Source organism: Streptomyces sp. WAC 04229 (assembly GCF_003947455.1).
Classification (GTDB): Bacteria; Actinomycetota; Actinomycetes; order Streptomycetales; family Streptomycetaceae; genus Streptomyces.
On sequence record NZ_QHJH01000043.1, the window covers coordinates 14,471 to 29,691 of the forward strand.

Here is a 15,221-nt window from a genome sequence, read left to right on the forward strand (position 1 = left end):
GCCCCGGCCCCGCCCCGCCGGTCTCTACTCGGCCCCCGACAACGCCTCCCGCAGGGGGATGGCGCCGGGCGCCCGCTCCCCCAGCGCGCTGTCCAGGTCGGCCCACAGGTCTTCGACGTCCTCCAGGCCCACCGAGAGCCGCAGCAGCCGGTCGCCGACCCCGGCGCCCCGCCGGTCGTCGGCGTCCACGATGCGGTGGCTGATGGACGCCGGGTGCTGGATGAGCGTGTCGACGCTGCCGAGGCTCACCGCCGGGGTGATCAGGCGGACGCGGCCGATGACCTCGTGCGGGTCGCCGTGGACCTCGAAGGAGACCATCGCGCCGCCGATGCGCGGATAGTGGACGCGGGCCACCCGCGGATCGGCGGCGAGCCGGGCGACCAGCTCCGCGGCGTTCGCGGAGGCGGCCCGCACCCGCACCGGCAGGGTGGACAGGCCCCGCAGCAGCAGATAGCCGGCCAGCGGGTGCAGCACACCGCCGGTGGCGAAGCGCACCTGCCGCAGCCGCCCGGCGAACTCCTCGTCGCAGGCGACCACGCCGGCCAGCACGTCCCCGTGCCCGCCGAGGTACTTGGTGGCGCTGTGCAGCACCAGCCGGGCCCCGTGTTCGGCGGGGCGCTGGAGCACCGGTGTGGCGAAGGTGTTGTCCACGAGCAGCGGCACGGAGCCGCAGGCGTGGGCGAGGGCCCGCAGGTCGACCTCGGCCAGCGTGGGGTTGGCCGGCGACTCGACCAGCACCAGGCCGGTGTCGGGGCGCAGCGCGTCCGCGACGCCCGCCGGGTCGGTCCAGGTGACCTCGGACCCCAGCAGCCCGGCGGTCAGCAGGTGGTCGCTGCACCCGTACAGGGGCCGTACGGCCACGACGTGCCGCAGCCCCATCGAGCCGCGGACCAGCAGGACGGCGCTCAGCGCGGCCATGCCGCTGGCGAAGGCGACCGCGGACTCGGTCCCCTCCAGCTTGGCCAGCGCCGTCTCGAAGCGGGCGACGGTGGGGTTGCCGAGCCGCCCGTACACCGGCGGGCCGTCGGGTTCGGCGCCGGTGGTGGCGAAGGCGTCGATACGGGCGGCCTCGCCACGGCTGTCGTACGACGGGTAGGTCGTGGACAGGTCGATGGGCGGGGCGTGCAGTCCCCGGCCGGCGAGGTCGTCGCGGCCGGCGTGCACGGCCTCGGTGGCCAGTGCCCTGCTCGTGGGGGCGGTGATGCGAACGTCGTCGGGTGGCGACGTGGGCGTGCGCGCAGAGTCCATGGGCCGAAGAATGAACAAGGACCGGGTCGGCACGGCGGTCGACCGTGTTACGTTCGGCCCATGCCCGACTCCGTCGTACTGGATCCGGTGGATCTCCATCTGCTGCGGCTGCTGCAGAACGACGCCCGGACCACCTACCGCGATCTCGCCGCCCAGGTGGGCGTCGCCCCGTCGACCTGCCTGGACCGGGTGACCCGGCTGCGGCGGGCCGGGGTGATCCTCGGCCACCGGCTCGAACTGGACCCCGCCAAGCTGGGCCGGGGTCTCCAGGCGCTGCTCTCGGTGCAGGTGCGCCCGCACCGGCGGGAGCTGGTCGGCCCCTTCGTGGAGCGGATCAGGGCGTTGCCGGAGTCGCGCACGGTCTTCCACCTCACCGGCCCGGACGACTACCTCGTCCATGTCGCGGTGGCGGACATGACGGACCTCCAGCGGCTGGTGCTGGACGGCTTCACGTCCCGGCCGGAGGTGGCCCGGGTCGAGACGCGGCTGATCTTCCAGCAGTGGGAGTGCGGCCCGCTGCTGCCGCCCTCCCCGCCGACGGCCACGCCCTGAGCGAAATCCGGCCGCGCACGGCTTCGGGCCCGGTTCACCGGGCTGACGCGGCACCGGTATCCGTATGAGGATGTCCGCATGTCAGAGACCAAGAGCCCGCTGCCCCGCGAGGTCGCCGACGCCTACGTCGACGACCTCATCGCCCTCGACCCGGTCACCGGTACCTATCTCGGCGTCGCCGAGAGCTCGAGTCTCCTGCCCGACTTCTCGCCCGCGGGGCAGGAGGCCCTGGCGGAGCTGGCCAGGACCACCCTGGCCCGGCTGGACGAGGCGGAGCGCCGGCCCGGCGGGGACAGCGACGTGGAGCGGCGCTGCGCCCGGCTGCTGCGCGAGCGCCTCACGGCGAAACTGGCCGTGCACGAGGCCGACGAGGGCCTGCGCTCGGTCGGCAACATGGGCACCGCCGCCCACTCGGTGCGCGAGGTCTTCACCATCACGCCGACGCAGACCGACGAGGACTGGGCCCGCGTCGCCGAGCGGCTGCGTGCGGTACCGGCGGCGTTCGCGGGCTACCGCGCGTCGCTGGCCCTGGGTCTGGAGCGGAAGCTGTACGCGGGGCCGCGGCCGACCGCCACCTTCGTCGAGCAGCTCGGCGAGTGGGCGGACACCGGCGAGGGGCGCGGCTGGTTCGAGGACTTCGCCGCCGACGGGCCGGACGCGCTGCGCACGGAGCTGGACGAGGCCGCGCGGGGCGCGACGGCGTCGGTGGTGGAGCTGCGGGACTGGATGCGCGACGTGTACGCCCCGGCGGTCGAGGGCGCCCCGGACACGGTGGGCCGGGAGCGCTACGCCCGCTGGTCGCGCTACTACAACGGCACCGACCTGGACCTGGACGAGGCGTACGCGTACGGCTGGGCCGAGTACCACCGGCTGCTCGCCGAGATGAAGGCGGAGGCCGAGAAGATCTTCCCCGGGGCCGGGACGCCGTGGGTGGCGCTGGCCCACCTGGACGAGCACGGCAGGCACATCGAGGGCGTCGACGAGGTCCGCGACTGGCTGCAGGGCCTGATGGACCAGGCGATCGAGCAGCTGGACGGCACGCACTTCGAACTCGCCGAGCGGGTGCGGCGGGTGGAGTCGCGGATCGCCCCGCCGGGCAGCGCGGCGGCCCCGTACTACACGTCGCCGTCGGAGGACTTCTCCCGTCCCGGCCGCACCTGGCTGCCGACGATGGGCCAGACCCGCTTCCCGGTGTACGACCTGGTCTCGACCTGGTACCACGAGGGCGTTCCGGGCCACCACCTCCAGCTGGCCCAGTGGACGCACGTCGCGGCGGACCTCTCCCGCTACCAGGCCTCCGTGGGCATGGTCAGCGCCAACGCCGAGGGCTGGGCGCTGTACGCGGAGCGGCTGATGGACGAGCTGGGCTTCCTCACCGATGCGGAGCAGCGCCTCGGGTACCTGGACGCGCAGATGATGCGGGCCGCCCGGGTCATCGTGGACATCGGCATGCACCTGGAGCTGGAGATCCCGGCCGACTCGCCGTTCCACCCGGGCGAGCGCTGGACGCCGAAGCTGGCGCAGGAGTTCTTCGGCGCGCACAGCAGCCGCCCGGCGGACTTCGTGGAGAGCGAGCTGACCCGCTATCTGACGATCCCGGGCCAGGCGATCGGCTACAAGCTCGGGGAGCGGGCGTGGCTGCTGGGCCGGGAGAAGGCCCGCGAGCGGCACGGCGACGCCTTCGACCCGAAGGCGTGGCACATGGCGGCCCTCTCCCAGGGCTCGCTGGGCCTGGACGACCTGGTGGACGAGCTGTCCCGGCTCTGACGGGCGGTCACCGGCGGAAGCCGCCCTCCGAGTCGACGACCTGACCGGTGACCCACTCGGCCTCGTCCGTGGCCAGCCACGCGATGAGGCGGGCCGGGTCGTCGGGCATGCCCCAGCGTCCGCCGGGGAAGCACGCGGCGACGGCCTCGTAGGCGTCGCCGGTCAGGTAACCGGTGTCCACGGGACCGGGGTTGACCGCGTTCACGGTCACGGCGTGCTCGGCGAGGGTCGTCGCCAGGGAGCGGGTGACGGACGCCAGCGCGCCCTTCTGGAGCGCGTAGGCGATCTCGCCCGGCATGCCGCCGGCGATGTCCTGGCCGGAGGTCATCATCACCACGCGTCCGCCGGGGGTCCGGGGCGGCAGTGCGGCGCGGTGCCGGGCGTACGCCTGGACCAGCAGCAGTACCGAGCGGGTGTCGACCTGCCAGTGCGCGTCGAGCATCGCGGCGTCGATCGTGTCCAGGGTGCCGTCGGAGCCGCTGAGGGCGTGGTTGGCGACCAGGACGTCCAGGCGCCCGCCGAGCGCCTGGGCGGCGGTGGCGACGAGGCGGGCGGGCGCGTCCGGGGCGGAGAGGTCTGCGGGGCCCTCGTGCACGGCGGCGCCCGGGTCCCCGAGGGCGGCGCGGACGGAGGCGGTGACGTCCTCGACGCGGTCGGCGCCCCAGGGCATGGCGGCGTCGTGCGGGACGTGGTGGTGCAGGTAGACGCTCGCGCCGTGGGCGGCGAGCCGGCGGGCCACGGCGTGGCCGATGCCGCCGCGCCGGCTGGCACCGGTGACGAGGGCGGTACGGCCGCGCAGGGGCAGCGGATCGCGGCGCAGCTCTTCGGGGGTGGGGTGCGCAAGTGGGGGCATGACACCCATGATGGGCGGGCCGCGGCGGCCCCGCACGTCAATATCGCGGCGGCTACCGGTCGGCGAGCCGCCGCAGCTGGACCAGGCCCAGCCACGTCTCCGCGCCCGGGCGCGCCTCGGCCGCGCGCACCGCGTACCGGCCGGGGTCGAGCGCGACCCGCACGCGACCCGCGCGCTCCGACGCGGCGCCGGGCCAGGCGGCGTCGAACAGGAGCACCGGTCCCGGCACACGCCAGGCCACCTCGGGCTCCCACTCGGCCGTGTCGAGGGCGTCGGGCACCCCGGCCAGCACCTCGTCCTCGGAGCCGGCGGCGCACCAGCGGACGAAGGTCCCGTGCTCGGGCAGATAGGCGGTGGAGGCGGGTTCGTCGCCGAGCACCAGGGCGGTGGAGTCGCCGACCGGGAGGAGTCCGACGTAGCCGTCGACCTCGCAGGCCCGGTCGTAGTCGGAGTCCGCGTCCTCGCCGTCGGCACCGGTCCAGAACGGCAGGACCGTCTCCGGAACCGCTATGAGCGGCCCCCCGCCCGACTCGACCCACTCCACCTCGCCCGGCTCCGCGTATCGCACCATGCGGCAGAACCTACACGCCGGTCAGCAGCCGCAGTCGTCCGCGTCCACCGGGACGGTCAGGGGGTCGGCGGCCGGGCGTTCGGTGCCCTGCCGGGTCTCGTAGGCGAAGCCCTCGCGCACCCAGTACTCGAAGCCGCCGCGCATCTCCTTGACGGGGTAGCCGAGTTCGGCGAGGGCGAGGGCCGCGCGGGTGGCGCCGTCGCAGGCGGGTCCCCAGCAGTACGTCACCACCGGCACTGCGGGGTCGAGGAGGCGCCCGGCCTGTTCGGCGACGTGCGCGGTGGGCAGGTGGACGGCGCCGGGTACGTGGCCCTGGTCCCAGGACTCGGTGGACCGGCAGTCCACCAGCGTGAATCCGGGGCCGCCTTCGGCCGCCATCGCGGCGGCGACGTCGGAGACGTCGGTGTGGAAGGCGAGGCTCGCCCGGAAGTACGCGGCGGCCTCGGCGGGCGGCGCGGGGGCGACGCGCAGGACGGGGTTGACGGTGGTGACGCTCACGGTCCGGCCTCTCCTCGATGGATCTTCCGGTTCAGAAATCTACGGTCGGCGACCACGCAACTGAACGGTGATTCCCCGGCTTTTCGCTTGTTGTGCCGGGGATTCCCTGCTATCCATCATCCATGACCGAGTATTCCCCGGACGCCACCGACTGGCTCCTCCTCGACGCGCTGCAGCGCAACGGGCGGGCCGGTTTCGCCGAGCTGGCCCGTGCCGTGTCGATGTCCGCGAGCGCGGTGACCGAGCGGGTGCGGCGGCTGGAGGAGGCCGGGATCATCCAGGGGTACGCGGCGGTCGTCGACCCCGAGCGGCTGGGGCTGCCGATCCTGGCGTTCGTGCGGCTGCGCTATCCGGTCGCCAACTACAAGCCCTTCCACGACCTGGTCGCGGTCATGCCCGAGATCCTGGAGGCGCACCACGTCACGGGCGACGACTGCTTCGTCATCAAGGTGGCGGCCCGTTCGATGCGGCACCTGGAGGAGGTGTCCGGCCGGATCAGCGCCCTGGGGTCGGTCACGACGAGCGTCGTGTACTCCTCGCCGCTCCCCCGCCGCCCCCTGGGCCGCTGAGGTCCGCCGAGACCGTTCAGCCGGTGGCCCGTTGGCGCAGCGCGGACCCCGACCGCCCCTTCACGACCTCCAGTTGGGCGTGGACCCGGCGCCGCAGGTCGGCCACGTGGCTGACGATGCCGACGCTGCGGTCCCGTTCGCGCAGGGAGTCGAGGACGTCGAGGACCTCGTCGAGGGTCTGGTCGTCGAGGCTGCCGAAGCCCTCGTCGATGAAGAGGGTGTCCAGACGGACGCCGCCGGCCTCGTCCGTGACGACGTCGGCGAGGCCGAGCGCGAGGGCCAGCGAGGCGAAGAACGTCTCGCCGCCGGAGAGGGTGGCCGTGTCCCGCTCCCGGCCGGTCCAGGCGTCGACGACGTGCAGCCCGAGGCCGCTGCGGCCGCGGCCGGTGCGGTCGTCGGAGTGGACCAGGGTGTAGCGGCCGGCGGACATGCGGGTGAGCCGCGCGGTCGCGGCCGCGGCGACCTGTTCGAGGCGGGCGGCCAGGACGTAGGACTCCAGGCGCATCCGGCGGTCGTTGTCCGCGGAGGTGCCCGCGGCGAGGCCGGCCAGGCGGGCGACGCGGGTGTGCTCCTCGCGCAGCGGGGCGAGCCGGTGCACCGAGTCGGTGGCCCGCGCGGAGAGCCGGTCCAGCTCGGCGCAGCGCCGGGCGGCGGCGTCGCGTGCGGAGGACGCCTCGCGCAGCCGCCGGCCCGCGTCGGTTGCGGCGCGTTCGGCCGCGGCGGGATCGGCCCGCGGGCGGCGGGCCGCGTCGGCGGTGTCGGGCTCGGCGAGGACCGCGCGGACGGCGGTCTCCTCCGCGTCCCGGGCGTCGAGCCGGCGCTGCAGCTCGCGGTGGGCGTCGTCGTCGAGCAGCGCGGCGGCGGCGTCCGCCGGGGTGTCGAAGCCGGCCCGGAAGGCGGCGTCGGCGAGACGCGCGTCGGCGTCCTTGAGCCGCCGGGCGGACTCCTCCGCCGCGCGGGCGGTGTCGGCGGCGTCGGCGAGCAGGGCGGCCCGGTGCTCCAGTTGGGCGGCTCGCGCCGCGACGCTCCCGGCGGTGCCGCGGGCCCGGGTCAGCTCCTGCTCCAGCGCGGCCCGTTCACTCTCCAGCCGCTCACGGCCCGCGACCCGGGAGGCGGACCGTACGGCGGCCTCCTGCTGGGCGGCGACGCGCCGCTCGCGCTCGTCCCCCGCGCGGCGCAACTCCTCCTGCGCCGCGTGCAGCCGGGAACCGGCCGCGCGCACTCGCTCGTACTCGCGCTCCAGCTCCTCGGCCTCCTCGGCCAGCCGGGCGGTGGGCGCGTCCCCGGCCTCGGCCGTCGCGGCGGCCAGCGCCTCGCGTACGGTGCCCAGGCGCCGTTCGGCCTCCGCGCGCCCCTCGTCGGCCTGCTGGTAGGCGGTGAGGGCCCGCTCCTCGGCCGCGCGGTCGACGTGGCCGTCGATCCGCCGGGCGGGGGCGGGGTGTTCGGTGGCGCCGCAGACCGCGCAGGGCGCCCCGTCGGTGAGGCCGGCGGCGAGTTCGGCGGCGATGCCGCTCAGCCGCTGCTCCTTGAGGTCGAGCCAGTGGGCACGGGCCGTGACGGCCTCCTCGGCCGAGGCCAGCGCCCGGCGCCGGGCCTCGTCGGTGTCGGCGGCGAACCGGTCACGCTGCCGGGCCGCGGTCAGCCGCCGCCGCGCGGGGTCGCGTTGCACGGCGAGCTGTTCGGCGCGGGTCGCGGCCTCCCGGGCGTCGTCGACGCGCGCCTGGAGTTCGTCGCGGGTGGCCTCCCAGTCGGCGAGCCAGGTCTCCGCCTCGTCCCGGACGTCGTCGTCGGCGCGTTCCTGACGATCCAGCACGGCCCGCTCCTCGACCAGTTCGGCGAGGCGCCGCTCGGCCCGGCGAGCCGACTCCAGGCCGCCCAGTTCCTCGGCGGCCCGGCGGGCGGCGGCGGCCAGTCCGGCGGCACCGGCGTCGGCGAGGTCCTCCGGCAGCTGGGCACGCGCGCGCCCCTCCGCGGCCGCCGCCCGCCCGTGTTCGGCGTCCGCTGCGTCCCGCAGCTCCAGTGCGGGTGCGACCGCCTCGGCCTTGCGGGACCGCTCCATGCGCCGCTGCGCGGCCCGGTGGGCCTCGGTGCGCTCCGCCAGCCGCTCGGCCCGCTCCCGCGCCTGGGCGAACCGGCGCTGCAAACGGTCCAGTTCCCGTGCGTCGGCGAGGGCGCGGTCGGCGGCGGCGTGCGCGGACTCGGCGGTGGTGAGGCGGCAGTCGGCGACGGTGAGCAGTTCGCGGGCCGTGGCGCGGGCGACGGCGGCGGCGCCGAGGACGGTCTCGGCCAGGCCCGGCTCGCCCGGCGCCAGTTCCGGCAGTTCCATGGCGTCGCCGGCCGCCTGCTGCATCCGGTGGGCGTCGGCCAGGAGAGCGGCGTCGCCGTCCCGGACCCGGGCCTCGGTCGTCCGGCGCCGTTCGGCGAGACGCTGCTCGACCTCGGCGAAGCGCCGGGTGTCGAAGAGGCGGCCGAGCAGTTTGCCGCGGGCCTCCGCGTCGGCGCGCAGGAAGCGCGCGAAGTCGCCCTGGGGCAGGAGCACGACCTGGCAGAACTGCTCGCGGCTCATGCCGAGCAGCTGCGTGACCTCCTCACCGACCTCCTGGTGGGAGCGGCTCAGGTCCTTCCAGGACCCGGCGGTCGCGTCGTACTCGCGCAGCCAGGTCTGGGCCTTGTCGACGGTGGTGCCGCTGCCGCGCAGCTTCGGCCGCTGCCAGGGCGGCTGCCGGGTGATCTCGAGGCGCCGGCCGGCGACGGTGAGTTCGAGCCGGACCTCGGTGCGGGTGCCGGTCGCCGCGTGGTCGCTGCGCAGGGTCATGCCCTGGCCGCTCTGCCGGGCTCCGGGCACGGAGCCGTACAGCGCGTAGCAGACGGCGTCGAGGACGGACGTCTTGCCCGCGCCGGTGGGACCGTGCAGCAGGAAGATGCCGGCCCCGGACAGGTCGTCGAAGTCGACACTCTGCGCGCCGCCGAAGGGGCCGAAGGCGGTGAGGTCCAGCCGGTGCAGCCTCACCGGGCCACCTCCCGCACGGTCTCGTCGGCGCGCACCGCGTCGAAGGCGTCCCGCAGTACGGCCTGTTCCTGGTCGTCGGGTCCGGCGCCGCGCACATGGGCCACGAAGTCCTCGGCGATCTGCTGGTCGCTGCGGTCGGCGAGGCGCCGGGCGTAGGACACGCCGGGTTCGCCGGGGGCGCGCTCGGGGTCGAAGACGAGGCTGAGGGTGTGCGGGAAGCGCTCGCTGAGCCGGGCCATGGGATCGTCCGGGCGGACCGGGTCGGTGAGGGTCGCTTCCACCCACGCCTCTTCGTGCGGGGTCAGCCCGGGGTCGGCCAGCAGGTCGTCCAGGGTGCCGCGGAGCCGGGCCAGCGCGCGCGGCACCGGGCAGTCGACGCGCTCGGCGGTGACGGTCCCGGCCGCGTCCAGGTCGACGAGCCACACGCTCTTGCGGTGCCGGTGCTCGGAGAAGGAGTACGGCAGCGGGGAGCCGGAGTAGCGGACGCGCTCGCCGATGGTCTGGCAGCCGTGCAGGTGGCCGAGTGCCACGTAGTCGACGCCGTCGAAGACACCGGAGGGGACGGCGGCGACTCCGCCGACGCTGATGTCCCGCTCGCTGTCGCTCTGCTCGCCGCCGGTGACGAAGGCGTGCGCGAGGACGACGGAACGGGTGCCCGGCGCGCGCGTGGCGAGGTCGGACCGCACCCGGTCCATGGCGGCCGCGAGCACCGCCTCGTGACCCGCCTTCTCCACCCCGAACTCCGCCTTCACCAGCGCGGGTTCAAGGTACGGCAGGCCGTAGAAGGCGACGTCCCCGTGGGCGTCCGGCAGCACCACCGGGGTGCCGCAGCCGGCCGGGTCGGTGCGCAGGTGGATGCCCGCGCGGTCGATGAGTCCGGCGCCGACGCCGAGGCGACGGGCCGAGTCGTGGTTTCCGGAGATCATCACGGTGGGTACGCCGAGCCCGGCGAGGCGGTGCAGGGCGTCGTCGAACAGCTCGACGGCGGCGAGCGGCGGCACCGCGCGGTCGTACACGTCCCCCGACACGACCACGACGTCGACGGCGTGCTCGCGCACGGTCTCGACGAGGTGGCCGATGAACGCCTCCTGGGCGTCGAGCATGTTCACCCGGTGGAACGCTCGGCCGAGATGCCAGTCGGAAGTGTGCAGAATTCTCACAGCATCGCCCCGACTCGCATGTTTTGCCTCACTCCGCCCCATACCCGGCACGACTCCCGCCACCGGCACCCACCACGCTAACGCCCGCCGGCCCCTGGTCCACCACGAACCTCAGTCGTTCGCCGGTCGGCGGTCGCCACCGCCGTCACGCGTCCCCGTACGCCTCCCCGCCCAGCTCGAGCCCCGCCGACCCGGCGGTGGCGTTCGCAAGCCAGGAGCGGAAGGTCTCCACCTCGGTCTCGGGCAGGCCGACCTCGATGGTCACCGCCTCGGCGTAGCGCACGTCGCGCACCGCGTGGCCCGCGGCGCGCAGGTCGTTCTGGAGCCGCCCGGCCCGCTGGTGGTCGACGGTGACCGTGACCAGCCGGAACCGGCGCCGGGTGAGGGTGCCGAGGTCGTCCAGCGCCTCGCCGACCGCACCCCCGTAGGCGCGGATGAGTCCGCCCGCGCCGAGCTTGACGCCGCCGTAGTAGCGCGTGACGACGGCGACGACGTACCGCATGTCGCGGCGCAGCAGCATCTGGAGCATCGGGACGCCGGCCGTGCCGCCGGGCTCGCCGTCGTCGCTCGCCTTCTGGACGGCGGCGTCGGCGCCGATGACGTACGCCCAGCAGTTGTGACTGGCGTCGGCGTGCTCCTTGCGTACGCCCGCGACGAACGCCTGGGCCTCCTCCTCGGTGGCGGCGGGGGCGAGGGCGCACAGGAAGCGGGAGCGGTTGATCTCGGTCTCGTGCACACCCGCGCGGGCGACCGTGCGGTACTCGTCCTGCATGCGGCCAGCCTATGCGCTCACTTCCGTCCGCCCCTCGGCACCGTCATCGCGGTGAGCAGGGCCGCTCCGGGGGCGAGCGCCCGCCAGGTGGTGCCGTGCCAGTCCAGTACGGCCACCGCCGACGTGGGGTACTTGGCCCGGACCCGGTCCATCGCGTCGTCGAGGGCGTCGCCGGCCAGGGTGCCGATGAGGTCCTCCAGGCCGGGGTTGTGACCCACCAGGAGCAGCGTCTCGATGTCGGCGGGCGCCTCGCGCACGACGTCAAGGAGGTCCGGTACACCGGCGTGGTACAGGCGCGGGTCGTGGCGCACCGGCGGGGGCGTGCCCCACTGCCCGGAGGCCAGGTCCCAGGTCTGCCGGGCGCGTACGGCGGTGGAGCACAGGGCGAGGTCGGGCAGCCAGTCGTGCTCCGCGAGGGCGCGTCCGGCGGCGGGGGCGTCGCGCAGTCCGCGCCGGGCGAGCGGGCGGTCGTGGTCGGCGACGCCCTCGGGGCGGGCCGACTTGGCGTGCCGCAGGACCACCAGGCGCCGGAGCGGGCCGGAGCCGGGGCGCGCGATCACGCGGGGGCTCCGAGGTCGCGGGTGAGGTGGAGGCCGAGGAAACGGTCGGCATAGGCGCAGATCTCGAAGCGGGCTCCGTCCGGCAGGTCCGGGTCGGTCTCCACGCCGCGCAGGACCCGCAGCACCCCGGGCGCGTCCAGGTCGTCGTCCCAGGCGGCCCGCAACCGGTCGCGCACCTCGACCGGTACCGGGCGCGAGGGCTGTCGCGCCCAGGCGGCGACCGCGCTCCGCCGGCGCGCGAGGGCGTCGCGGGCCTCGTCCAGGGCGGTCGCGTCCGGCGACCGCCGCGCTGATCTCCTGGGAGACCTTGGTGCCGAGGTCGGTGAACTCGGGGATGCCGACGAACTGGATGCCGGGCGCGGGCCGAGGCTGGACGCCGGGGTCGTTGGGCTTCGCGCCCTCGATGGCCTCCCTGGTCATCTCCTGGAAGGCGGCGGCCTCCTTGGCGTAGGCCGGGTTCTCGTACGTCGAGGCGCGCTTGCCGGCCGGGACGTTGGACCAGCCGATCTCCTTGCCGACCAGCTGCTCGTACTCCTTGCTGGACGCCCAGGAGACGAACTTCCAGGCCTTGTCGGCGTTGCGGGAGGCCTTCTGGATGCCCCAGGCCCAGGTGTAGAGCCAGCCGGAGGAGTCCGTCTTCTCGACCGGGGCGGGCGCGTAGCCGACCTTGCCCTTGACGGGCGACTTGGCGGCGTCCAGGGACCCGGCCGCGGAGGTGGCGTCGTACCACATGGCGACCTTGCCCTGCGTCATGTTGTTGAGGCACTCGGCGAATCCGGACTGGGCGGCGCCGGACTGGCCGTGCTCGCGGACCAGGTCGACATAGAACTTCGTCGCCTTCTCCCACTCGGGCGAGTCGAGGCGGGCCTGCCAGTCCTTGTCGAACCAGGTGCCGCCGAAGGTGTTCACGACCGTCGTCAGGGGTGCCATCAACTCGCCCCAGCCGGGCAGTCCGCGCAGGCAGATCCCCTTCATGCCGGGCTCGGCGCCGTCGAGCTGCGCGGCGAGGTCGGCGACCTCGGTCCAGGTGGGGTGCTCGGGCATCTTCAGGCCCTCCCGGGCGAAGACGTCCTTGCGGTACATCAGGAAGGACGACTCGCCGTAGAAGGGCTGGCCGTAGAGCTTGCCGTCGTCGCCGGTGAGGGACTCGCGCATCGGGCCGAGGACGTCCTTCTCGTCGTACGCCGGGTCCTCGGCGACGTAGGGGTCCATCGGCTGCAGCCACTCGTTGCGGGCGTAGATCGGTATCTCGTAGTTGGAGAGGGTGGCGGCGTCGTACTGGCCGGCCTGGTTGGCGAAGTCCTGGCTGATCTTGTCGCGGACGTCGTTCTCCGGCAGCACGGTGAAGTTCACCTTGATGCCGGTCTCCTCGGTGAAGTGGTCGGCGGTGAGTTTCTGCAGCTCGACCATCTGCGGGTTGTTGACCATCAGGACGTTGATGGCGTTGCCGCCGGATCCGGCGCCGCCCGCCCCGACCCAGCAGCCGGTGAGCAGCGGGGCGAGCAGCGTCCCTGCGGCGGCCATGGCGAGCGTTACTCGCGGCCTCCGTCGGCTCTGGGTTCGCATGGATCGCTCCTGAACATATGGGGAGGTATGGGGCATTGAGGGGTGTGGGTGTGCCATGAGCGTGAGGGTGTGCCGTGCGGGGAGCGGGTCGGGGGTCAGACGCGGATGACCTGCGGTCCGAGCAGGGAGTAGCGGTGTGCCTCGGCGGTGGGCAGCAGCGTGCTGGTGACGATCGCCTCCAGGGCGCCGACCTCGGCGAACCGGCAGAAGCTCACCGCCCCGAACTTGGTGTGCGCGCCGGCGAACACGGTGCGGCGGGCGGCCCGGATGGCCTGCGCCTTGACCTCGCTGACCGCGGGGTCGGGGGTGGTGAGGCCGTGCTCGCGGGAGATGCCGTTGGCGCCGATGTACGCCAGGTCGACGACGAAGCCGGCCAGCATCTTCGTCGTCCAGTGGTCGACGGTGGCCAGGGTGCCCGGCCGGACCCGGCCGCCGAGCAGCAGGACGGAGGTGTCGTCGGCCTCGGCGAGGGCGCCGGCGACCGGCAGGGACGCGGTGACCACGGTCAGCGGCCGGTCCCGGGGCAGGGCCTCGGCGATCAGCTGGGGCGTGAAGCCCTCGTCCACGAAGACGGTCTCCGCGTCGCCCAGCAGCTCGGCGGCGGCCGCGGCGATCCGGCGCTTCTCGGGCACGTGACTGGTGGCGCGGAAGGCGAGCGTGGTCTCGAACCCGGCGCTCTCCACCGGATAGGCGCCGCCGTGGGTGCGGCGGACCAGGCCGTGGTCCTCCAGCGCGCGCAGGTCCCGGCGTACGGTCTCCTTGGCGACGTCCAGCTCGGAGGCGAGCGCGGTGACGTCGACCGAACCGGTGGCGCGGGCGATCCGCACGATCTCGCGCTGCCGCTCCTCCGCCGTCCTCGTGCCCATGCCGAACACCTGCCTCACCGCCCCGTCGCCGTGTCGTTGCCCGTTCGGGCCCGTGGGGGAAGTTCTACAGCGGTCGGGCGGCACTGACCAGGTCTGTTGCGGACCCGATACTGCCCGTGTGGGCCCGTTTGCGGCGTCGGCTGCCCGTCTCGGACCTGGGGCGCAGCGCGGGACGGGGTGAGAACGGGCAGTGCGGATGCCCGCATACGGAAGCGGACGGGCCCGTTCGGTGCCCGTCCGCTTCTCGTGGGGTCGTGTTCCGGTCAGTACGGCCAGATCGGGGGGTCGGTCACGAAGTGGCCGCCCAGGTACGCGTGTGCCGGGTTGTCCGGGTCGAGCGCGCCCTGTTCCGCGACGAGTTTGCCGGCGTACGGCTCGGAGTCGTCCTGCGGCTCGTAGCCGAGCGCCCGCGCGGAGGTGAGGTCCCACCACAGGCGGGTGTTGGCCGAGGAGCCGTGGACGACGGTGTGCCCGACGTTCTCGGCGGTGAGGGCGGCGTGGAAGAGGCGGGCGCCGTCCGCGGGGCTCATCCACACCGAGAGCATGCGCACGCTGGTCGGCTCCGGGAAGCAGGAGCCGATGCGGACGGAGACGGTCTCGATGCCGTGCTTGTCCCAGTAGAGCTGGGCCAGGTCCTCGCCGAAGCACTTGGACAGGCCGTAGAAGGTGTCCGGGCGGCGCGGCGTCTCGACCGGGATGAGGGGGTCGTCGCCCCGGGGGCGCGGGGTGTAGCCGACGGCGTGGTTGGAGGAGGCGAAGACGACGCGGCGGACACCTTCCTCGCGGGCGGCCTCGTACAGGTTGTACGTGCCCTCGATGTTCGCCTTGAGGATCTTCTCGAAGGGGGCTTCCAGGGAGATGCCCGCGAGGTGGATGATCGCGTCGACGCCGCGGACCGCCTCGCGCAGCGCGTCCCGGTCGGCGAGGTCGGCGACGATCGCGTCCGGCTCGCCCTCGACGGGGCGCAGGTCGAGCGGGCGCAGTGTGTAGCCGTGGGCGGGGAGCAGGCCCCGCATCAGGGTGCCGAGGCCGCCGGCGGCGCCGGTGAGCAGGACGGTGCGGGGAGCGGGCATCCTCGGGACTCCTAGGTCTGCTGTGGCGGCAGTCGTGCGGGTGCGTGCCTGGCGTTCATATGCGTGGACACGCTAGGGAATGGGTGGTGAGCCGTCAAGAGGGCGCCCTGCTTGACGGTGCACACGGGGCGGCTTAGCGTGGTCGCGTTCAGAAAT

At 74.4% G+C, this 15,221-nt stretch carries 13 protein-coding genes and 2 pseudogenes; 3 read left to right on the forward strand and 12 right to left on the reverse strand.

Going from position 1 to position 15,221, the window contains the following annotated elements:
* Positions 1–24: 24 nt before the first annotated feature.
* The gene (locus DMH12_RS14715) at positions 25–1,248 is read right to left on the reverse strand and encodes a PLP-dependent aspartate aminotransferase family protein (protein ID WP_125492016.1); all 1,224 of its coding nucleotides are present in this window, start codon (positions 1,246–1,248) and stop codon (positions 25–27) included.
* 60 nt (positions 1,249–1,308) lie between these two features.
* Between DMH12_RS14715 and DMH12_RS14720 the strand changes: the two genes are divergently transcribed.
* A complete protein-coding gene (locus DMH12_RS14720; RefSeq protein ID WP_125492017.1) occupies positions 1,309–1,800 on the forward strand; it encodes an Lrp/AsnC family transcriptional regulator in 492 nt (163 codons plus the stop codon).
* A gap of 78 nt (positions 1,801–1,878) precedes the next feature.
* Positions 1,879–3,567 carry a DUF885 domain-containing protein gene (locus DMH12_RS14725; RefSeq protein ID WP_125492018.1) on the forward strand — a complete coding sequence of 563 codons (1,689 nt, stop codon included), beginning with the start codon at positions 1,879–1,881 and terminating at the stop codon, positions 3,565–3,567.
* Between the two features lie 7 nt (positions 3,568–3,574).
* Here the strand turns inward: DMH12_RS14725 and DMH12_RS14730 are convergent, their stop codons facing one another.
* Genes DMH12_RS14730 through DMH12_RS14740 form a run of 3 tightly spaced genes read right to left on the reverse strand, consistent with a single transcriptional unit; the run spans position 3,575 to position 5,489 of the window.
* Positions 3,575–4,420: an SDR family oxidoreductase gene (locus tag DMH12_RS14730; RefSeq protein WP_125492019.1), complete on the reverse strand. Its 846-nt coding sequence runs from the start codon at positions 4,418–4,420 to the stop codon at positions 3,575–3,577.
* Between the two features lie 52 nt (positions 4,421–4,472).
* The gene (locus tag DMH12_RS14735) at positions 4,473–4,991 is read right to left on the reverse strand and encodes an immunity 21 family protein (RefSeq protein WP_125492020.1); all 519 of its coding nucleotides are present in this window, start codon (positions 4,989–4,991) and stop codon (positions 4,473–4,475) included.
* Between the two features lie 21 nt (positions 4,992–5,012).
* Entirely contained in the window at positions 5,013–5,489 is a 477-nt protein-coding gene (locus tag DMH12_RS14740) for a rhodanese-like domain-containing protein (RefSeq protein WP_125492021.1), read from the reverse strand.
* Between the two features lie 122 nt (positions 5,490–5,611).
* On the opposite strand from DMH12_RS14740, the gene DMH12_RS14745 reads away from it, so the two are divergent.
* Positions 5,612–6,058, forward strand: a complete 447-nt coding sequence (locus DMH12_RS14745) for an Lrp/AsnC family transcriptional regulator (RefSeq protein WP_122620962.1) — start codon at positions 5,612–5,614, stop codon at positions 6,056–6,058.
* A 16-nt stretch (positions 6,059–6,074) separates the two neighbouring features.
* On the opposite strand, the gene DMH12_RS14750 is transcribed toward DMH12_RS14745, so the two are convergent.
* From DMH12_RS14750 to DMH12_RS14780, 8 genes and pseudogenes are all read right to left on the reverse strand, one after another.
* On the reverse strand, positions 6,075–9,068 hold the full coding sequence (locus tag DMH12_RS14750) for an AAA family ATPase (protein WP_125492022.1): 2,994 nt from the start codon (positions 9,066–9,068) through the stop codon (positions 6,075–6,077).
* Positions 9,065–10,228 carry an exonuclease SbcCD subunit D gene (locus DMH12_RS14755; RefSeq protein ID WP_125492023.1) on the reverse strand — a complete coding sequence of 388 codons (1,164 nt, stop codon included), beginning with the start codon at positions 10,226–10,228 and terminating at the stop codon, positions 9,065–9,067. Before DMH12_RS14755 ends, DMH12_RS14750 begins: the two co-directional genes overlap by 4 nt.
* A 145-nt stretch (positions 10,229–10,373) precedes the next feature.
* Positions 10,374–11,000 carry a YigZ family protein gene (locus DMH12_RS14760; protein ID WP_125492024.1) on the reverse strand — a complete coding sequence of 209 codons (627 nt, stop codon included), beginning with the start codon at positions 10,998–11,000 and terminating at the stop codon, positions 10,374–10,376.
* 17 nt (positions 11,001–11,017) lie between these two features.
* Positions 11,018–11,560 carry a histidine phosphatase family protein gene (locus DMH12_RS40490; protein ID WP_221763125.1) on the reverse strand — a complete coding sequence of 181 codons (543 nt, stop codon included), beginning with the start codon at positions 11,558–11,560 and terminating at the stop codon, positions 11,018–11,020.
* A pseudogene (locus tag DMH12_RS39775) lies at positions 11,557–11,835 on the reverse strand (hypothetical protein); the annotation flags it as partial. The pseudogene DMH12_RS39775 and the gene DMH12_RS40490, both read right to left, overlap by 4 nt.
* Positions 11,786–13,126: pseudogene (locus tag DMH12_RS14770) on the reverse strand (ABC transporter substrate-binding protein); the annotation flags it as partial. The pseudogenes DMH12_RS14770 and DMH12_RS39775, both read right to left, overlap by 50 nt.
* 95 nt (positions 13,127–13,221) lie before the next feature.
* Positions 13,222–13,992: a DeoR/GlpR family DNA-binding transcription regulator gene (locus DMH12_RS14775; protein WP_122614877.1), complete on the reverse strand. Its 771-nt coding sequence runs from the start codon at positions 13,990–13,992 to the stop codon at positions 13,222–13,224.
* A 263-nt stretch (positions 13,993–14,255) separates the two neighbouring features.
* The gene (locus DMH12_RS14780) at positions 14,256–15,065 is read right to left on the reverse strand and encodes an NAD(P)-dependent oxidoreductase (RefSeq protein WP_125492025.1); all 810 of its coding nucleotides are present in this window, start codon (positions 15,063–15,065) and stop codon (positions 14,256–14,258) included.
* Between the last annotated feature and the right edge of the window lie 156 nt (positions 15,066–15,221).